This is a genomic window from Enterobacter mori LMG 25706, assembly GCF_000211415.1.
In the GTDB taxonomy this organism is placed as follows: Bacteria; Pseudomonadota; Gammaproteobacteria; order Enterobacterales; family Enterobacteriaceae; genus Enterobacter; species Enterobacter mori.
Map to the genome: position 1 here is coordinate 264968 of NZ_GL890776.1, position 17688 is coordinate 282655.

At 51.7% G+C, this 17688-nt stretch carries 20 protein-coding genes; 8 read left to right on the forward strand and 12 right to left on the reverse strand.

Going from position 1 to position 17688, the window contains the following annotated elements; all coding sequences use genetic code 11:
* Positions 1-37 precede the first annotated feature (37 nt).
* Both ENTMO_RS26560 and cspE read right to left on the reverse strand, forming a co-directional pair.
* On the reverse strand, positions 38-196 hold the full coding sequence (locus tag ENTMO_RS26560; protein WP_213329513.1) for a YnfU family zinc-binding protein: 159 nt from the start codon (positions 194-196) through the stop codon (positions 38-40).
* Between the two features lie 207 nt (positions 197-403).
* Complete coding sequence (gene cspE, locus ENTMO_RS0111140) at positions 404-616, reverse strand: transcription antiterminator/RNA stability regulator CspE (protein ID WP_010430585.1); 213 nt, start codon at positions 614-616, stop codon at positions 404-406.
* Between the two features lie 701 nt (positions 617-1317).
* On the opposite strand from cspE, the gene ENTMO_RS0111145 reads away from it, so the two are divergent.
* A complete protein-coding gene (locus ENTMO_RS0111145; RefSeq protein WP_010430589.1) occupies positions 1318-1773 on the forward strand; it encodes a hypothetical protein in 456 nt (151 codons plus the stop codon).
* 55 nt (positions 1774-1828) lie between these two features.
* Here the strand turns inward: ENTMO_RS0111145 and ENTMO_RS0111150 are convergent, their stop codons facing one another.
* The gene (locus ENTMO_RS0111150; protein ID WP_010430592.1) at positions 1829-2230 is read right to left on the reverse strand and encodes a YybH family protein; all 402 of its coding nucleotides are present in this window, start codon (positions 2228-2230) and stop codon (positions 1829-1831) included.
* A 219-nt stretch (positions 2231-2449) separates the two neighbouring features.
* Between ENTMO_RS0111150 and ENTMO_RS0111155 the strand changes: the two genes are divergently transcribed.
* Entirely contained in the window at positions 2450-2824 is a 375-nt protein-coding gene (locus ENTMO_RS0111155) for a CDI toxin immunity protein (protein WP_010430595.1), read from the forward strand.
* Between the two features lie 262 nt (positions 2825-3086).
* Here ENTMO_RS0111155 and ENTMO_RS0111160 read toward each other — a convergent pair whose 3' ends face one another.
* The 3 genes from ENTMO_RS0111160 to ENTMO_RS0111170 form a co-directional block, all read right to left on the reverse strand.
* Entirely contained in the window at positions 3087-3302 is a 216-nt protein-coding gene (locus ENTMO_RS0111160) for a DUF6500 family protein (RefSeq protein ID WP_010430596.1), read from the reverse strand.
* Between the two features lie 96 nt (positions 3303-3398).
* Positions 3399-3716, reverse strand: a complete 318-nt coding sequence (locus tag ENTMO_RS0111165; protein WP_010430597.1) for a YebG family protein — start codon at positions 3714-3716, stop codon at positions 3399-3401.
* A 70-nt stretch (positions 3717-3786) separates the two neighbouring features.
* Positions 3787-4140, reverse strand: a complete 354-nt coding sequence (locus ENTMO_RS0111170) for a helix-turn-helix domain-containing protein (RefSeq protein ID WP_029485062.1) — start codon at positions 4138-4140, stop codon at positions 3787-3789.
* Positions 4141-4477: 337 nt separating this feature from the next.
* Here ENTMO_RS0111170 and ENTMO_RS0111175 point away from each other — a divergent pair, with 337 nt between their 5' ends.
* Together ENTMO_RS0111175 and oqxB are read left to right on the forward strand one after the other, a co-directional pair.
* Complete coding sequence (locus ENTMO_RS0111175; RefSeq protein ID WP_010430599.1) at positions 4478-5653, forward strand: efflux RND transporter periplasmic adaptor subunit; 1176 nt, start codon at positions 4478-4480, stop codon at positions 5651-5653.
* Positions 5654-5677: 24 nt separating this feature from the next.
* The gene (oqxB, locus tag ENTMO_RS0111180; protein ID WP_010430600.1) at positions 5678-8833 is read left to right on the forward strand and encodes a multidrug efflux RND transporter permease subunit OqxB; all 3156 of its coding nucleotides are present in this window, start codon (positions 5678-5680) and stop codon (positions 8831-8833) included.
* A gap of 62 nt (positions 8834-8895) precedes the next feature.
* On the opposite strand, the gene ENTMO_RS0111185 is transcribed toward oqxB, so the two are convergent.
* From ENTMO_RS0111185 to ENTMO_RS0111195, 3 genes are all read right to left on the reverse strand, one after another.
* Positions 8896-9375, reverse strand: a complete 480-nt coding sequence (locus tag ENTMO_RS0111185; RefSeq protein ID WP_010430601.1) for an RrF2 family transcriptional regulator — start codon at positions 9373-9375, stop codon at positions 8896-8898.
* Positions 9376-9512: 137 nt separating this feature from the next.
* Positions 9513-10901 carry a sensor histidine kinase gene (locus ENTMO_RS0111190; protein ID WP_010430603.1) on the reverse strand — a complete coding sequence of 463 codons (1389 nt, stop codon included), beginning with the start codon at positions 10899-10901 and terminating at the stop codon, positions 9513-9515.
* Positions 10901-11578: a response regulator gene (locus ENTMO_RS0111195; RefSeq protein WP_010430605.1), complete on the reverse strand. Its 678-nt coding sequence runs from the start codon at positions 11576-11578 to the stop codon at positions 10901-10903. Before ENTMO_RS0111195 ends, ENTMO_RS0111190 begins: the two co-directional genes overlap by 1 nt.
* 202 nt (positions 11579-11780) lie before the next feature.
* Between ENTMO_RS0111195 and ENTMO_RS0111200 the strand changes: the two genes are divergently transcribed.
* Positions 11781-12617 (forward strand): MipA/OmpV family protein, encoded by an 837-nt coding sequence (locus ENTMO_RS0111200; RefSeq protein ID WP_010430608.1) that lies wholly within the window; start codon positions 11781-11783, stop codon positions 12615-12617.
* A 304-nt stretch (positions 12618-12921) separates the two neighbouring features.
* Here ENTMO_RS0111200 and ENTMO_RS0111205 read toward each other — a convergent pair whose 3' ends face one another.
* Positions 12922-13719, reverse strand: a complete 798-nt coding sequence (locus ENTMO_RS0111205) for a tetratricopeptide repeat protein (protein ID WP_010430611.1) — start codon at positions 13717-13719, stop codon at positions 12922-12924.
* Between the two features lie 463 nt (positions 13720-14182).
* Here ENTMO_RS0111205 and ENTMO_RS25230 point away from each other — a divergent pair, with 463 nt between their 5' ends.
* Positions 14183-14347: a phenolic acid decarboxylase gene (locus ENTMO_RS25230; RefSeq protein ID WP_010430617.1), complete on the forward strand. Its 165-nt coding sequence runs from the start codon at positions 14183-14185 to the stop codon at positions 14345-14347.
* Positions 14348-14410: 63 nt separating this feature from the next.
* Entirely contained in the window at positions 14411-14875 is a 465-nt protein-coding gene (locus ENTMO_RS0111220) for an outer membrane lipoprotein (RefSeq protein ID WP_010430618.1), read from the forward strand.
* Here ENTMO_RS0111220 and ENTMO_RS0111225 read toward each other — a convergent pair.
* The gene (locus ENTMO_RS0111225; RefSeq protein WP_162829265.1) at positions 14872-16272 is read right to left on the reverse strand and encodes an alpha/beta hydrolase; all 1401 of its coding nucleotides are present in this window, start codon (positions 16270-16272) and stop codon (positions 14872-14874) included. The genes ENTMO_RS0111220 and ENTMO_RS0111225 overlap by 4 nt on opposite strands.
* Before the next feature lie 362 nt (positions 16273-16634).
* On the opposite strand from ENTMO_RS0111225, the gene ENTMO_RS0111230 reads away from it, so the two are divergent.
* Positions 16635-17045 carry an ASCH domain-containing protein gene (locus ENTMO_RS0111230; protein ID WP_010430621.1) on the forward strand — a complete coding sequence of 137 codons (411 nt, stop codon included), beginning with the start codon at positions 16635-16637 and terminating at the stop codon, positions 17043-17045.
* Positions 17046-17133: 88 nt separating this feature from the next.
* Here ENTMO_RS0111230 and ENTMO_RS0111235 read toward each other — a convergent pair whose 3' ends face one another.
* On the reverse strand, positions 17134-17538 hold the full coding sequence (locus ENTMO_RS0111235) for a cell envelope integrity TolA C-terminal domain-containing protein (protein ID WP_010430623.1): 405 nt from the start codon (positions 17536-17538) through the stop codon (positions 17134-17136).
* Between the last annotated feature and the right edge of the window lie 150 nt (positions 17539-17688).

A 17688-nucleotide genomic window follows, 5' to 3' on the forward strand; every position in this document is an offset into this window, starting at 1 on the left:
TTCAGGGATAAAGAGAATGGCAGGAACACGCCTTCATTCATTTGGAAGATTTAAAGAGGGTATTGCAAGACGGACAGACAAGTTGAGAGCCTTTCTGAACGCGGCTAAAGCTGTGTTCTGAATCTTTTGCACAGCCTGGACATGTGCATTTCACTAAATAATTACGATGAGTTTGTGTTTTTTTACGTACTGACATAGGGAGCTCCTGCTATAAGGGGACAAAAACAATACACGATTAAAATGATGATTACTTATTATTTAACAATATTTGAAGAGATGAAGACGTCAGGAAGTATAAATAAAAAACCCGCTCGGGGCGGGTTCATTTTATTATCAGTAGCACATAACTGCTCAGGCCAACGCCTTCATCGCTATCGTAAGCGCCACTGATAATGAGCACCTGTTACAGTGCAGTGACATTACCGGCCGCAGGGCCTTTAGCGCCATTTTCAATGGTGAAGGATACTTTCTGACCTTCATCCAGAGTTTTGAAGTTATCGCCCTGGATTGCAGAGAAATGCACGAATACATCTTTGCTGCCGTCGTCAGGAGTGATAAAGCCAAAACCTTTATCTGCGTTGAACCATTTTACTAAACCAGTCATTTTATTAGACATAGATAATTCCTTAATTTATGAGCCACATAGTGCGGCGATGATGGCCTGTATTGAGAGAGTTACTCATTTGGCACTTAGGAGAAGGCTCATGAAGAAGGGATATCTAAGGATAACACCTGAACTGAGGACTGCTTTACTAAAACTGCTTTCATAAGGTCTGTTTTCCAAACCGATGACGCTATTAAGACATAGAATATTTATTACCGCAATGTAAATATTATTTTATTTTAACCATTTAAACACCCGGATGGCTGAACGGCTGATAATATCCTGAATACCCTATTAGCTGCCGCGGCCTGGCGAGAACCCAATATCCGCACCGTAGCGTGTCGCCTGCGCCTGGAGCGGTGATTGATACGCTTAAAATTTAGGGCAGCGTTGTCATTCTGGAAGGCGCCTCGCAAACCGCAAAGTAACCTTATGAAATTCAGCGTTATATCTTTTCCTCAACGGGTCGCGGTCGTAAAGTGCCTGCGTTGCGGCACATCCGCAATCGGGCGTAGGAACCCGTCAACCATATAGCGACATTACGTATGTCGCAGCAGTGCCGATCTCGTTACAATAGCGGTGGCGCTGACGGAGCAGCCGTAAGGCTGGCCGTTTTTCTATATGGGCGGTATTCCTACCTCTGTCAGCGCTACCCCCCGAGCGTAGGAACTCAAAGGGTGGTTATATAAACTCCATATAGAAGGATGCCTTGTATGGCTACTATCCCAACCCTGACTTACCTTCCATCTGACGAAAACGCCATTCTGCAACTTATCTCCCGACCGCTTCCGGCTGATGCCGATCTATTTGACGTCGCCGACAACTGCGCCGCGCTGGTGAGCGTGCTGGTCGAAACCGATGATGCCACGAGCCGTACTGCGCTGTGTGAGCGTCTTCTTCAGGCCCTGCGCAGGCTGCGTAAACTCTGCGATGTCGATCTTCCTCCCCATCTGATAGAACAGTTGATCATGGGTGAGAAAATGAACTCCTGTGTGCCGGATTGCTGGCAGGACACCCTGACTCAGGTGGACTATGTTCTGGCGCTGACACAGGCGGTTATGGGTGGAACACTGCCCGCTGACGTAGCGAAAGAGCTGACAGGCCTGCTGCACGATATGGTGTGGCTGCTGGCTGAGTTTGTGAAAGAGCCGCGCATTACTGCGCATTAAGGACGCTGACGGGCAGGGGCGGCAGCGCCCCTTTGAAACCATGTAATTAATGCGATCAGTTCCCGGTATCCAGAAGCGACGTACCGTAGGAGTTGTCGATAGTACAAAGCCAGCGACCGTCGCTTTCCTGCCGAAAAACATAGGTCGCGCGACGCGACATTTCTGTTATCCCATCCTGACCATCAGGAAAACGCAGTACGGTTTCCATGATAACGAGGGCATTGCCGCCACCTTCGATTACCTGCATCTCCCCTTGTTCCACAATCAATTGGTCCTGGAAATAATCCGAGATGGCAATAAACGCTCTGCGGATATTGTCTTTGCCTTTCACGGTCATGCCGGGCTTGACCACCAGAGCCGCGTCGTCGGCGTAGTACTCCATCAGGGCGTTATAGTTTTTGGTGGTGATGGCGTGGTCACAGGATTCGATTATCTGGCGTAGGGGATGTGTGGTCATGCGCGATTCCTTGTTATGGGGTAAACAGGTATTAACGTAACAGCCTGGCGCGTTTGTATAGCTACCAGGTTTTATGGCTGGGAACGTTGGGGGGAAGGAGTGGGGGAGGTAACGTTAGGTCTGCTAAGAGCGATCAGCGGACGTTCCTAATTCCTTTAAACAATCCTCCAGGGAGGATATGATAAAAATATACAGCCATAAAGCCTACAGGGAGTTGACATGACATTGTTTGAGGAATGTAAGGACCTGCTCAAGACAGATTTTAATGTTATGGAAGGGGATGATTTGAGTGCGGTAATGGATATTTTTCATCAATATCCATGGCATAGCGGTGATCTCAAATGGTCGGAAATGGACTTTAGCGATTATGAACCTAGTCATGAGATGTTTAAAGTGAGCGACTTAGGCAATGAAACTGTATTTGTCGTAGCGGATGATGCGAATGTGCCCGTGTTCAGAACCCATCTACAACTCATTGTAGATAATATCTACGATGTAATCGCCCTGTCACCTAAGCTATTTATTTTTAACGATAAGATAATGATTAAGCCTTTATTCCCTCATGATCTTATAAGGTTTGGTCTGCGAAAGTGATGAGCAGAAATGCTGACCACCTCCCCGTTGCTCAACAAAGACTGTTGTTCTCCAGGTCCGCTCCTGGCACAAAGCGGACCGCACCAGGAATAACAATTACCCTGTTAGCGCCAACATCAAAGAAACAGCGGATGCTGCACAACGCGCGATAAGAAGCAGGCTTACGTGCGCAGCGACGATTGGCAGACTGGTCTGTGAAGATTTATGCGACGGTCAGAGCAATGCAATCCCGCATTGTTACCGGCCATCTCGTTTTAGCGTGTTAAAGGGCTAAGACAAGGTTTCTGATCTTTTCAGCCTTTTCAAAATGGTCCAGTTTCATCTCCATAATCCACCAGTGCGCCACTTCCATTAGCAGTTCAGGATCGTCATTTTTATTAGCAAAAAAAGCATAAAACGAAAGCCCAACATGGCTTCCCTTCGAGGCAATTTTTGAATCACAGATCCGGATGATTTTTTCCTTCATTCCTTGCCGCACGTCATCTCCTTTACTCTTTTCATGTTCGGGCTAAAAAAAAGCCGCAAGCAGATGGCTGCTTGCGGCTACAGGATCGTTGATGACGCATTCTGAGAATCAGGCCGCTTTTACAGCCCTGATCTTTTTCGTGTCAGCCGCATCGGATTCAGTTTTATCCGTTGTAGCTGGGGCAGTGAGATCGGGAAGTTTGCTGGTACGCAGAATATGCTGCACGGTCTCTTTCTGCTCGGCGAGATACAGGCCAAGATTCTCAGCCTGCGTTTCATCCATCTGCATTCCGCTTTGCAACAGCCAGTCGGTGAACGCGTCTGCCATATCGAGCAGCTTGTCGTGAGCGTCAGCTTCTTTCTTACTGGCAAAAGTCATTTTCTCTTCACCTTTTCTTACGACAACAAATTTTGTTTCAACAGCCATCGTGCACCTCGTTATACTGTAATTATATACAGTATAACAGCTACAGATCGAAGTTGCAGCAAAATATGCATTACTGGCGCAGTTGCTGTGTTTCCGGGCCACCCATGCTCCGCCGCCATGCCCCAGGTGCCTGACCATACTGACGCTTAAAGCTGCGGTTGAAGGACTGCTGGGAGTCAAAGCCCAGCGCGATCGCCACGTTCAAAATCGGCTCGTCGCTGTGGGTTAAGCGCTCAACCGATTTTTGCAGCTTTTGCGCGCGAATATACCCGGCGAGGGGATAGCCCGTATGTTCTTTGAACAGGCGCTGGAGATGCCATTTTGAGTAGCCAGAGCGCCGGGCGACTGACTCAATATCCAGACGGCTATCCAGGTTGTTGTCGATCCAGTCGAGTAAATCATGCATAAATGCGCCAGTGTTCATGTTGTTACCCCCACGCTGCATAGAGAAAAGTATCTTTATCTGTTGCATTTAAAGGTGGCGCGTTTTTGTATTAATTGCAAGTTTTATTGTTGCATTTAAATGCCTGACCGAAACGGGTGTTTTAACATCGACTCAAATAGCACATAAAGTGCAACAATTATTCTTGCACTTAATTAAGCGCCTTCCTACAATCGCCGGGAATAGTGTATTCGCAACTGTTACAGTTTTGTGGCGATGAACGACACAAATGGCCTTAAGCCAGCCACCGGACAAAGGAAGTGGCGCAGCGCCTCCCGCTGCGTCTTGCCCGGCGGCTACAATTACCGGAATAAAAATAATGAGCCTGCAAAAAACCTGGGGTAACTTTCATCTGAGTGCGCTGGGGGCGATGTTCGCCTCCGTGCTGCTCGTCGGGTGTGATAACAGCGTCGCGCAAAACGCTGCGCCACAAGCACCCGCTGTCAGTGCCGCTAACGTGGTCGTGAAATCCATCAGCCAGTGGGATAGCTTTAACGGCCGGATCGAAGCGGTGGAGAGCGTTCAGCTACGTCCGCGCGTGTCCGGCTACATTGATAAAGTGAATTACACCGACGGCCAGGAAGTGAAGAAGGGCGAGGTGCTGTTCACCATTGATGACCGAACCTATCGCGCCGCGCTGGAACAGGCGCAGGCGAACCTGGCGAGAGCCAAAACGCAGGCCAGCCTGGCACAAAGTGAGGCTAACCGTACCGATAAGCTGATCAACACTCACCTGGTCTCACGGGAAGAGTGGGAGCAGCGTCGCTCGGCCGCCGTTCAGGCGCAGGCCGACATCCGCGCCGCGCAGGCGGCAGTTGACGCGGCTCAGCTCAACCTGGACTTCACCAAAGTGACCGCGCCTATCGACGGCCGCGCCAGCCGGGCGTTGATCACCAGCGGGAATCTGGTCACCGCGGGCGACACTGCCAGCGTCCTCACCACGCTGGTCTCGCAGAAGACGGTTTACGTCTACTTTGACGTGGATGAGTCGACCTACCTTCATTATCAAAATCTGGCCCGCAGCGGGCAGGGGGCGTCCAGCAATCACACGGCGCTACCGGTTGAGATTGGCCTGACGGGCGAGGAGGGGTATCCCCATCAGGGCAAAGTGGATTTTCTGGATAATCAGCTAACGCCGAGTACCGGCACCATCCGCATGCGCGCGCTGCTGGACAACGCGCAGCGTCAGTTCACACCGGGACTCTTTGCCCGCGTACGCCTGCCGGGCAGCGCGGAATTCAAAGCCACGCTTGTCGACGACAAAGCGGTGCTGACCGATCAGGATCGCAAGTATGTTTACGTGGTTGATAAAGAGGGCAAAGCACAGCGTCGCGATATCACACCGGGACGTCTGGCAGACGGGCTACGCATCGTGCAGCAGGGGCTGAACCCTGGCGATAAAGTTATCGTCGAGGGTTTACAAAAAGTGTTTATGCCGGGTATGCCGGTTAACGCCAAAACCGTTGCCATGACAGCCACCAGCGCCCTCAACTGATCCCTTGACCTGAGAATCCAACCCATGGACTTTTCCCGTTTTTTCATCGACAGGCCGATTTTTGCCGCGGTGCTGTCGATTCTGATTTTTATCACAGGGTTAATCGCCATCCCGCTGCTGCCGGTGAGCGAATATCCTGACGTCGTGCCGCCAAGCGTGCAGGTGCGCGCGGAGTACCCGGGCGCCAACCCGAAAGTGATTGCCGAGACGGTGGCGACGCCGCTGGAAGAAGCAATCAACGGCGTTGAGAACATGATGTATATGAAGTCCGTCGCGGGTTCCGACGGCGTGCTGGTCACCACCGTCACCTTCCGTCCGGGGACTGACCCGGATCAGGCGCAGGTTCAGGTGCAAAACCGCGTCGCGCAGGCCGAAGCGCGTCTGCCGGAAGACGTGCGGCGTTTGGGCATTACCATCCAGAAACAATCCCCGACGCTGACGCTGGTGGTGCATCTGTTTTCGCCCAACGGTAAGTACGACTCCCTGTATATGCGTAACTACGCCACGCTGAAGGTGAAGGACGAACTGGCACGCCTGCCCGGCGTTGGTCAGATCCAGATTTTCGGCTCGGGTGAATACGCGATGCGCGTCTGGCTGGATCCCAACAAGGTGGCGGCCCGCGGGCTGACCGCTTCGGATGTGGTCACGGCGATGCAGGAGCAGAACGTGCAGGTATCCGCCGGGCAGCTTGGTGCCGAGCCGCTGCCGAAAGAGAGCGATTTCCTGATCTCCATTAACGCCCAGGGCCGTCTGCATACCGAAGACGAGTTCGGCAATATTGTCCTGAAAACGACGCAGGACGGTACGGTCGTTCGCCTGCGCGACGTGGCGCGCATCGAAATGGGCTCCGGCAGCTATGCGCTACGTTCTCAGTTGAACAACAAAGACGCGGTCGGAATTGGTATCTTCCAGTCTCCAGGGGCGAACGCCATCGATCTGTCTAACGCGGTGCGCGCGAAAATGGACGAATTGTCGACCCGCTTCCCGGAAGATATGAAGTGGGCGGCACCTTACGATCCGACCGTTTTCGTGCGCGACTCCATCCGCGCAGTGGTGCAAACGCTGCTGGAAGCGGTGGTGCTGGTGGTGCTGGTGGTGATCCTGTTCCTGCAAACCTGGCGCGCGTCGATCATACCGCTGATCGCGGTACCGGTTTCGGTGGTGGGGACCTTCAGCATTCTCTACCTGCTGGGCTTCTCGCTGAATACCCTGAGTTTGTTCGGGCTGGTGCTGGCCATTGGTATCGTGGTGGACGACGCCATCGTGGTGGTGGAAAACGTCGAGCGAAACATTGAAGAGGGGCTTGCTCCGCTTGCGGCGGCGCATCAGGCGATGCGGGAAGTGTCCGGGCCGATTATCGCGATTGCGCTGGTGCTGTGCGCGGTGTTTGTGCCGATGGCGTTCCTCTCGGGCGTTACCGGGCAGTTCTACAAGCAGTTTGCGGTGACGATCGCGATTTCCACGGTCATCTCCGCCATTAACTCGCTGACGCTCTCTCCGGCGCTGGCGGCACTGCTGTTAAAACCGCACGGCGCGCCGAAAGATTTCCCGACCCGGCTTATCGATCGTCTGTTCGGCTGGATTTTCCGTCCGTTTAACCGCTTTTTCCACCGCAGCTCGAACGGCTATCAGGGGCTGGTGGGCAAAACGCTTGGCCGACGCGGGGCGGTATTTGTGGTGTATCTGCTGCTGCTCTGTGCCGCAGGCGTCATGTTTAAAGCGGTTCCCGGCGGGTTTATTCCGACGCAGGATAAACTGTACCTGATTGGCGGCGTGAAGATGCCGGAAGGTTCATCGCTGGCGCGCACCGATGCGGTGATCCGCAAAATGAGCGAAATCGGGATGAATACCGAAGGCGTGGACTACGCGGTTGCGTTCCCGGGGCTGAACGCGCTGCAGTTCACCAACACGCCGAATACGGGGACGGTCTTTTTCGGCCTGAAGCCGTTCGACCAGCGTAAACATACTGCGGCGGAAATTAACGCGGAGATCAACGCGAAAATCGCGCAAATCCAGCAGGGCTTTGGCTTCTCCATCCTGCCGCCGCCGATTTTAGGGCTGGGTCAGGGGTCGGGGTATTCCCTGTACATTCAGGATCGCGGTGGTCTGGGTTATGGCGCGCTGCAAAGCGCGGTAAACACCATGTCCGGTGCGATTATGCAGACGCCGGGGATGCATTTCCCGATCTCGACCTACCAGGCTAACGTACCGCAGCTGGACGTGCAGGTTGACCGTGACAAGGCGAAAGCGCAGGGCGTGTCGCTGACCGATCTTTTCGGTACGCTGCAAACCTATCTGGGCTCGTCGTACGTGAATGACTTCAACCAGTTCGGGCGTACCTGGCGCGTGATGGCGCAGGCCGACGGGCAGTTCCGCGACAGCGTGGAAGACATTGCGAATCTGCGCACCCGCAATAGCCAGGGTGAAATGGTGCCGATTGGCAGTATGGTGAATATCACGACCACCTACGGCCCGGACCCGGTGATTCGTTACAATGGCTATCCGGCGGCGGATCTGATTGGCGATGCCGACCCGCGCGTACTTTCGTCCTCGCAGGCGATGGCGCAGCTGGACGGAATGTCGAAGCAGATCCTGCCGAACGGGATGAACATTGAATGGACGGACCTGAGCTTCCAGCAGGCAACGCAGGGCAATACGGCGCTGATCGTCTTCCCTGTCGCGGTGCTGCTGGCGTTCCTGGTGCTGGCGGCGCTGTATGAAAGCTGGACGCTGCCGCTGGCGGTGATCCTCATCGTGCCAATGACCCTGCTCTCCGCGCTGTTTGGCGTCTGGCTGACCGGTGGCGATAACAACGTGTTCGTGCAGGTAGGGCTGGTGGTGCTGATGGGGCTGGCGTGTAAAAACGCGATTCTTATCGTGGAGTTTGCCCGCGAGCTGGAAATTCAGGGCAAAGGCATTATGGAAGCCGCGCTGGAGGCGTGCCGCCTGCGTTTACGCCCGATTGTGATGACCTCCATCGCCTTTATTGCCGGGACCATTCCGCTGATCCTCGGCCACGGCGCGGGCGCAGAAGTGCGCGGCGTTACCGGGATCACAGTCTTCTCCGGGATGCTGGGGGTGACGCTGTTTGGTCTGTTCCTGACGCCGGTGTTTTACGTGACGCTGCGTAAGTTCGTGACGCGCGGCAAAAAAGCGGAAAGGGATGTTCTGCCCGCGTAGGGATGTTGCAGATAATAAAAAACCGCCTTCATAGCAAGGCGGTTTTTTTGCATTAAGGAAAGTTAAAGGGCTTCTTTATACTTGGCGATAAGTTCAGGCACCGGATCGCAGCCGCTGGTATCGGCTTTTTTCACTTCTTCCAGCGCGCTTGCCACGGTGTGGCGCGCCAGTACCTGTAACGAAGCCTGCTCCGCTTCTTCGGAGATAGACTTGAAGTACCAGCAGGCGTTAGCGCTGACTACGCAGCGGGCCGGTACGTCAGGACGTGATGCCCACAGCTTTTTATCTTCGATGACGGAAAGGTAGATATCGCGCAGGGTGATCTCTTCCGCCGGGCGTCCAAGATGAATAGAGCCGTTACGGCCAAGCGTGGAGACGATAATACCGTCACGCGTGAGAGGAACCATCAGTTTGCGGATGAAGCTCGGGTTTGCTTCCAGACCGTAGGCCAGAATCGCACTCGTCGAACGTTCACCCAATTGCTCCGCCATTGCTACGCTGAGAACCATCTGCAAAGCTGTCGGGAAGCGGTAATCTAACATTTTTGTATCCTGGGTTGCGGTGAATCTTGTTCTTTTTGGCACCGCAGAGGTGAATAAGCAATAAACAACAATATAACAAATACGGTAATTTTTTTGAAGCAATCTGCGGCATTTGCGATCGAACCCCCTGTTCCTGTTTAGCTATACGTGCGGTTCGGGAAGTCAACCGTCACCATCAGGCCAGCTTCTGCGGAAGTACTCAGGTTTACGCTGCTGTTGTGCTGCTGCGCCACCGCTTTAACGATGGCAAGCCCCAGTCCGCTCCCGCTTTGCAGTTGACTGGGATCGCGGAAAAATCGGTCAAACACCCGCTCGCGCAATTCAACCGGAATACCGGGCCCCGCATCGGAAACGCGTAGCCGCGCGGAGCCATCGAATGTGCAGACATCGACCTGAATCCGCCCGCCTTCAGGACTGTACTTCACGGCGTTCTCAATGACATTATCAATGAGCGACACCAGGCGCTCCCTTACGCCTGAGATCCAGATTTCATCCTCGGCGAAAAATTCCAGCTCAATCCTGCGCGCAGACGCCAGCGGTTCCAGTTCGGCCATTCGCTCTTGAATGAGCGTCGTTAGCGGCACGGGCTCCAGCTCCGTATCAAGGCGTGCTTCACTGTGCATCATCAGCAGCAACTGATTGACGAGACGCGCAGCACGACTGTTGCTGCGAACAATCCCCGCAAGCAATTCCTGTTGGCTCTCGCTGAGTACATACGATTGCAACGCTTCCACGTTGATTCGCATCGCCGCCAGCGGCGTTCGCAGTTCGTGAGCCGCATCGGCAATAAAAACCCGCTCCCTTTCCGCGCTTTCTCGTACCCTGGCAAGAAAGTCGTTAATCGCGTCCACCATCTGGCGAAGCTCTCTGTGTTTTGGTACGGCTTTTAAGGGGGAGAGATCGTCTGGCGAGCGCAATGCAATTTCATTGACCACCTTGTTCCAGGGGCGCATGGCAATGCGGATTGACAGCCACGCGGGGAACAGAAGAAAAGGGAAACAGACCAGCAGCGGCATGACGTAGTAACCGCGCGAGTTGAGGTAGATAAAGAAGTTCCAGCCACCGGCCGGGGTGAATAGGGTGACCTCCACATCGGAATGAGCGGATTTAAGGGTTCGGCTGGTCCAGGTACGACCGTCGCTCTTAACACGCTGCATTTCCCCAAACCGGGTGTTAGTTACCCCCGTTGGTGCATCAGGCGATGAAAAAATAACCGCGTTATTTCTGCGCACGATGAAGTTGATCGACAGGGCGGGATCTTCACCGCCGCCATAGCCCTCTCGTAACGCTTTGCTGAAGGCTGCCAGCACGGCGGTACGATCCTGCGGGTGATCGTCCATTCGCTCGACCAGCGTAAAAAGCGTTTCATAGGTATTACTGCCCGTGAGGATGGGAGGGCTGCGCAGGTCCTCCCACAGAATGAAGGTTAAAAATAGACACCACAGCAGGGTAAGCAGCAGCAACTGGGCGATGATAATTCGGCGTACCAGCGTCGGGCGCCTCAGGTGATACCACAGGTTTCGCATTAAGTCGTCACCTTCTGAACAGCAACGGTATCAATAACATACCCGACGCCACGCACCGTTCGCACATAGCCGTCGCCGATTTTTCTTCGCAAATTTCCCATATGCACGTCGAGCGCATTACTGAGGTTCTCTTTGTTGCCGAATATCCGTTCTTCCAGAAACCGTCGCGTAATCACGCGGTCCGCACGCAGCATCAGCGTTTCAAGCAGCGCATATTCACTCGCCGTCAGGTCTATGTGGCGTGCGCTCACCGTCACACGACGCGTCGGTACATGAAGAGATAAGCCTCGAATCTCTATCGCCTCATTCTCGAAACCGTAACTGCGCCGCGCAAGGGCTCTTACCCGCGCCAGCAGTTCGGCGAGAACAAAAGGTTTAACGAGATAGTCGTCTGCACCTGCATCCAGCCCGGACAGGCGATCCTGCAGCGTGCCTCGCGCCGTCAGGATGATGACCGGGATCCCCTTAAGCTGCTGGCGTAAGCGCGTCATGAGGCTCATGCCGTCGCCGTCGGGCAGCCCCAGGTCGAGCAAAATAAGTTCTGGCACGCAGACGTCAAGCTGATGCAGCGCATCCTCTTTACGGCGAACCCATATAACGTCAAATCCTTGATCGGCAAGGGCGATACGTACGCCATTGCCCAGATCCAGGTCGTCTTCGATGAGTAGAATTTTCACACTGGTAACTGTATCAATCGTGAATGAAGAACATCTTAAGAAAAAACGGTATCAGGAAATCTATCCGGTTTACAGCACCCGCGCGCGCTTCAGTGTTTCTTCATTTTCGGCTCATAAGAACCTTAGGGTCAGTATTCAAAATGGGCGTTCTGGCGTTTAACCGCTTGCACCGTCACCATTTGAATCCAGAAGGACTTCTTTAATGAGAAACATCGAACTGCGTCATACGTCCCCACACTTGCTCTCGGGCCGCAGCCTGAAAAACATCGTGCCGGGCATCGTTCTGGCGTTACTGACCACGCCAGTACTGGCGGCAGAGCAGAGCGAGGGCAACGTTTTAACCCTGGGGGGCGGCGTGGACGTCGCGCCACGCTACTCGGGTTCGGATAAAAGCCGCGTCGGTGCGGCGCAGGTGGTGGATTACGCCATGGCAAACGGCTTCTTTATCAGCACCACGCGGGGCGTCGGTTACGGCAACAACATCGGCAACCTGGATTACAGCGCAGCTGTGAGCTATCGAACAGGCCGTAAAGATAAAGACGTAAGCAGCGATTCGATCAGCTCCGGCAGCGACTACCTGCGGGGTATGGGCGACATCAAAGGCTCGGCCATCGTTGTGCCTGGGCTGGGGTATAAGGTGACCGACTGGCTTCATCTGCAGCTGCAGGCTGAGGTTCCGGTTTCTGAAAGGGACAACGGCGAGGCGGTGCATTTCGGCATTATCAGCCCGCTCTATATATCACCAAAAAATGAGGTGACGCTGGCGCTGACCAGCAGTTGGGGATCCGACAAGTATATGCAAACGTACTATGGCGTCAGCGCCGCCCAGTCGGCCGCATCGGGGTTTGCCCGACATGACGCCGGTGCCGGAATTTATGCGTATTCGCTGAATCTTGACTGGACACACAGGCTCACCTCGCGCTGGAGCGTGCTTGCCGCAGCGGGCGCGACGCAGCTGACGGGAGATGCGGCCGATAGCCCAATTGTTCAACGTAAAACATCGCCCACGGGGAGTTTGAAGGTGACGTACAGTTTTTGATGGTTGGTAACTTATGGAGATGAGCGTGCAATAGCGACGAATTCGAGCCGCCCCGGAAAGATGATGGGGCGGCAGTGTTTGATGCCAGGAATAATCATCGGCTATCAAAATTCACTGCGCTGAAGAGGGTCAATTGATCCTTCACGGATGTATTTAGAGCTCGTCTGTTCGTTAGTCGGGTAAGGTTTTGCGGGAAGATGGCGGACGGGGGGATAGGTCCGCTGTGAGCGAAAAGCGGACTTAACTTACGTCCACTTTCACAAATAAGAAAAAAATGCTTTATTTTTAAGCAATAAGGACATTTTTATTTACTGAGATCAATTTTACAAATACTTCCCAGTTCTAAATCTTTTTTAACCATTGGCAATAAATCCGGTATGGCATTTATTGATTGTTGCATGTAATTTCTCCCATCATTTACATCCCCTTTTGCACATAATATTTTAGCCGCGTTAATAGCCATATATTTTCTAATTTTATCATTATCACTGCCAATCCTAAGCGCAATGGAAATACTATTCATTGCATCAGTATAATTCCCTGCTCTAAATTGTGCATAAGCTTTTTGATTCCACAAAGAAGCATCTACGGGTGTCATTTGAGTTGCCTGGGAGAATGACTCTGCTGCCTCCAGAAATTTTTTATTGTGCAAATAGTTGAACCCAAGACTCTTGTAATACTCAATGCTGTAAGTCGGTTTATCTTGGCTATCTACTGATTGATTATTGTTTTTTGATAAGCAGTTTGTTTGAACCTTTGCAATCATGATATTTTTCTTTTCTGATGAAGAATAGTAAGCATCAGCATAAGATTTTATTTTCCCAATCGATAGCTCTCCATCTTTCTGGCATTCTTCATAGCTTGTTCTTAAAAAATCAATATCAAGTTTCTGTGAGTTCAAACCTTGCTCTGCACTCTTTATGAATAACTCTTTATTTTGTATAGAGAGAATACTTTCCGCGTTTTGTCTCTCGAAAGCAAGTCTTTCATCGTTTTGACTTTTTGTTATCCAAATATTTGCGATTCCCATTGGGAGAGTTGCAATAAAAACCATTATTAATTCAGTTATCTTGATTTTATTTTCAGTGTTCAATGTCGACATTTATTTATCATCCAAGTCTAGATTTTAATTATAACTGTTATCGGCAATAGAGTAATTTTCTTTATTTATAAACCCATTGATGGTGGTATGTGTATATATTTAAGTGGCATATGTAATGTCCGCTCCTGGCACAAAGCGGACATTCTATTCTGACTTGCTCAACCCTCGCCCTCGCAGCATCTGCAACAAAACGTTCGAAAATTCGGGGAAATTTCCGTTTGGCATCACGAAAGCGATGGTTCTGGAACCGGCTACCTTTCTGAGGATCGTCACGGAAGCCATGCCGTCTGAATCTATAGTGACCTCAACTTTGCTGGCGCGCGAAGTACGCTTTGTACCGAAGATGGATACGCGAAACAAAATTCCTTCCCTTAAGAAGGGAGCGGGTGACGGTATTGTGAAACCTGGTCAGGTTAAACTATCGAGGCTACTGTTAAATATCTGCACACAGAAGAACGTATAAATGACTGAGGAATTATACAAAGCTGGATCAGAAGATCTGTCTGAGTTTGTCCCAACGCATTGGGTATACACCTATGACAAAGGCTGGAAGTATGAGTGGTATGCGCACAACAGCAATACCCAGGACTGCCGTATCCATCAGGGGCTTGTCGGGGGCGCTGGATAACAAAAGTCCAGTTATTCGTGACGCGAAAGACCACTAAACCGTTAAATTGGATGGAGAAGCAAAATGTTATTCAGACACTGCGTGCTCATTATTGCCTTAGGTATTGTCGGTTGTACCAACACAAGCAATCTTTCCGGCGATGTTCATTCAGCCTCCACTGCAGGTCGGGTACAGCAGGTATATTACGGCACGCTAGTTCATGTTCGTGCCGTGCAAATTCAGGCGGGTGATGAAAATAATGCCATGGGGGCGGTGGCCGGTGGTGTTCTCGGAGGTCTGGCCGGGAGTACGGTAGGCGGAGGCTCAGGTCGCAGACTGACGACGGCAGCTGGGGCTGTCGCCGGGGGAATGGCTGGGCAGGGCGTACAAGGGCGCATGAATCTTGTCCAGGGCGTAGAGCTTGAGATTCGTCTGGATGACGGACGCATGCTTATGGTAGTGCAACGCCAGGGGCCGACCCGCTTCTCCGCTGGACAACGGGTGGCCATATCATCCGCGGGCGGGCTAACGACGGTGTCACCTCGCTAATTATTCCCCGGGACTCGGGTATCTATGCCTTCATTGATACGCTCAATGATATAAGGGTAGAAGGGGTTTGAAGACTGGCGCATAAGAGAATCAAGTCCGACGATCAGTACCGCGCGTTCTCCACGCGCGGCAAAGGTCCCCAGGCTAATACCGTATTGATTCTGTGGTTCAGGATAACGGCCATACAGGGAGTCTGTCATAGGGAAAGGCAGGGCGACATGAGAGAGTGAGTAAACGTCCGGTAAATAGCGCAGCCCCATTTTTTCAACGATCTGTTCTGTTTTACCCGCTGGAATCGTGCGGATTTCCATCTCTGTGCTGCCCGCGGTGACATTCGTGATTATCGTAGTGTCGTATCGACGTGGGGGAGAAGGGAGTAATCTCGACAGCGCGGTGTAAGAAGATCTCCGCAATAGCGCATTAAACCTGACGGCATGGTTCAAATCGAATAAAACCACTTCGCTGTGGTTAACCGGCAAACGATTATATAACGCTGTAATGACCGCTCGGGCACTGACGGTGGAGTCCATTGCCGACTGAAATGTCATTATCGGCGGTAACTTGTCTCGTTTTTTGTTTCGTGAATCAGCTGCAATTTGGGTTTGCAGCGCACGGCTTAGCAGGAAAGACTGCCGGGCGGCATTCGTCGGGAATGAATTAAATTTAAACGGATTGAACTCTGGCATGATGGTTAACCATGCTGCTTTCGCAAACGCGGGCAGAAATGATGGCCAGCCCGCAACACCTGAAAAACGCGCGAAACGCGTAACGCCAATCATCGGTGAAATCAGGATAACGCGCTGAGGTTTTGCCAGAAGGGGATCATTAAGAGCGTCCAGCGTGTATTTCATTGCAAGAGCTCCGCCATTGGAAAATCCGACAATATGTAGCGGTACATCATTACCCGCTAACTTTTTAGCTTCTCTGACTGCAAGGCGCGTCGCGGCCAGCCAGTCCTGCCATGTCACCTTCGTCAAGGCTGCAGGCACCGTACCATGTGCCGGTAATCGGATACCAATAGCAATAAATCCATGCTGACGATAATTCTCTGCAATATGTCGCAGACTGTACGGGGTATCGGTTAAACCATGCAACATCACCACGACACCTTTGGGTTTGGCATCAGGGAACATAATGTAAGAGCGATTCCAGTTAGTCTGGAATCTGTCAGGATAAATGGGACTGCCGGAATAATAGCGATTGAGTTCCGTCTGCTGTTGAGCATCCAGCTTGTCCGTGACATTGAGTTTCACTTCTGTGAAAAGAGAATCCTCAACCTTCAGGTAATGGTTCCAGTCTGCTTTGTCTATTTCGTCAGCATCCATTTCATGAGGAACATAGGTATGCCAGAGTTGCAGATCCGGTCCGCGCTGAATGTCATAAAGACGCAGGCCCATCGCGCCAATGACCAACAAAACAAGGGATAAGACAATGCGTTTGAACCATCTTAAGAATTTCAACGTCAGGCTCCTTGTCTGCCGGGGGGCGTGGTCCCTAAAATAATGGCACAGCATTACTCACGTAGTATGTAAAAGATACACTGTGTTAACTCGTCCCCGGCTTTTCAAAATTTGCCGACTCTTTTCTCCCTTTCCTCTATTTGTCAGGAATGGGATGACATCCTGAGCGGGCAGACAGCCCGTATTGAGCGGTAAGCGGACCACGCTATCTAAATAAAGGCCTCACAGATAATGTCGGGACAGCTCATGCTATAAAATGTATAACTTTTATTTTCAACGACGATAAAGAAGGGATTTCAATGGTTGAGGTTGAGGTAATAAAAATGAAGTATCCAGGCGCAGATGCCTGGCAAATGGGTGACAGCCCGGAACTCGCCAGCGAGCTTGCGGACCTGATCAAAAAAGGGATCAAAACGGCCTCTTGCGGATCTTTTGCCTCTTTCCAGCAGGAGGATTCTGCCCTGAAGATTGGGAGTTATAACATTATTCTTGATGGCCAGAATGTTCCGGTCTGTGTGATCAGACTGGTTTCATTGCGGCTTGTGCGCTTTTCTGATGTGACTGAGGCGTTCGCCCGCAAAGAAGGTGAAGGGGATTTAAGCCTTGAATACTGGCAGAAAGAGCATCAGAGATTTTTCAGCCGCGAAGGTCATTTTTCTGAAGATATGGAGTTGATCGCAGAAGAGTTTGAAGTGGTTGAGATCCTGTAGAACAGAGTAAACGGATTGACGTTCATCAATTTCCATTCATATCAATGTCCGCTTCAGGCACGAAGCCGACAGTCAAAGTAGATATTTTTCATGGTTGTCCGTGCATTTCCCACCGGGCAGAACTCATGTCGTCGTAAACATGCTGGTTAGTAAATGATGGGAATTTTGCTTGCCTGGAGGCTTCAGCTAAAGCACGGCAGTAATCCTTATCTCCACTCTTTATGATGAAATTCTGCAAGGTGCCGTCCATATTGAAATCCAGATGCACATTACATCTTTTCCCACTCCAGGCTCGGGGTTTGGTCAGTGCTGCATCGAGTGCTTTTTTTATACCTGATGCTTGTTCGCCATAAATGTCTTTATCGGTTACTTTTCCTGAACGTTTGTAAGAGCACGAATCAAGAGCGCTTTTCTTCTGGCAATCTTTTGGGGTTAATGGAGTGCAACCAGCAATGGTTGCTACCATTGCTACCAGCATCAAGATTTTGGTCATGTCTAAGTCCGTTTCTGATTTTCCAAAAGTATCGATACGCACCGATGAATCGGGGCATTATGGCACGAAAATCAGAGAGGGGGGCTTGTTGGCTCACACTCCCCCAATTTTAAGGGGGACAGGCTTGAAAATTGCAGGAAAAATCAGCCT

What these genes read in the sequence shown, in the direction of transcription:
- ENTMO_RS26560 (WP_213329513.1), bottom strand. Translation starts at nt 196, where the DNA reads ATGTCAGTACGTAAAAAAACACAAACTCATCGTAATTATTTAGTGAAA.
- cspE (WP_010430585.1), bottom strand. Translation starts at nt 616, where the DNA reads ATGTCTAATAAAATGACTGGTTTAGTAAAATGGTTCAACGCAGATAAA.
- ENTMO_RS0111145 (WP_010430589.1), top strand. Translation starts at nt 1,318, where the DNA reads ATGGCTACTATCCCAACCCTGACTTACCTTCCATCTGACGAAAACGCC.
- ENTMO_RS0111150 (WP_010430592.1), bottom strand. Translation starts at nt 2,230, where the DNA reads ATGACCACACATCCCCTACGCCAGATAATCGAATCCTGTGACCACGCC.
- ENTMO_RS0111155 (WP_010430595.1), top strand. Translation starts at nt 2,450, where the DNA reads ATGACATTGTTTGAGGAATGTAAGGACCTGCTCAAGACAGATTTTAAT.
- ENTMO_RS0111165 (WP_010430597.1), bottom strand. Translation starts at nt 3,716, where the DNA reads ATGGCTGTTGAAACAAAATTTGTTGTCGTAAGAAAAGGTGAAGAGAAA.
- ENTMO_RS0111170 (WP_029485062.1), bottom strand. Translation starts at nt 4,140, where the DNA reads ATGAACACTGGCGCATTTATGCATGATTTACTCGACTGGATCGACAAC.
- ENTMO_RS0111175 (WP_010430599.1), top strand. Translation starts at nt 4,478, where the DNA reads ATGAGCCTGCAAAAAACCTGGGGTAACTTTCATCTGAGTGCGCTGGGG.
- oqxB (WP_010430600.1), top strand. Translation starts at nt 5,678, where the DNA reads ATGGACTTTTCCCGTTTTTTCATCGACAGGCCGATTTTTGCCGCGGTG.
- ENTMO_RS0111185 (WP_010430601.1), bottom strand. Translation starts at nt 9,375, where the DNA reads ATGTTAGATTACCGCTTCCCGACAGCTTTGCAGATGGTTCTCAGCGTA.
- ENTMO_RS0111190 (WP_010430603.1), bottom strand. Translation starts at nt 10,901, where the DNA reads ATGCGAAACCTGTGGTATCACCTGAGGCGCCCGACGCTGGTACGCCGA.
- ENTMO_RS0111200 (WP_010430608.1), top strand. Translation starts at nt 11,781, where the DNA reads ATGAGAAACATCGAACTGCGTCATACGTCCCCACACTTGCTCTCGGGC.
- ENTMO_RS0111205 (WP_010430611.1), bottom strand. Translation starts at nt 13,719, where the DNA reads ATGTCGACATTGAACACTGAAAATAAAATCAAGATAACTGAATTAATA.
- ENTMO_RS25230 (WP_010430617.1), top strand. Translation starts at nt 14,183, where the DNA reads ATGACTGAGGAATTATACAAAGCTGGATCAGAAGATCTGTCTGAGTTT.
- ENTMO_RS0111220 (WP_010430618.1), top strand. Translation starts at nt 14,411, where the DNA reads ATGTTATTCAGACACTGCGTGCTCATTATTGCCTTAGGTATTGTCGGT.
- ENTMO_RS0111225 (WP_162829265.1), bottom strand. Translation starts at nt 16,272, where the DNA reads ATGGGCCTGCGTCTTTATGACATTCAGCGCGGACCGGATCTGCAACTC.
- ENTMO_RS0111230 (WP_010430621.1), top strand. Translation starts at nt 16,635, where the DNA reads ATGGTTGAGGTTGAGGTAATAAAAATGAAGTATCCAGGCGCAGATGCC.
- ENTMO_RS0111235 (WP_010430623.1), bottom strand. Translation starts at nt 17,538, where the DNA reads ATGACCAAAATCTTGATGCTGGTAGCAATGGTAGCAACCATTGCTGGT.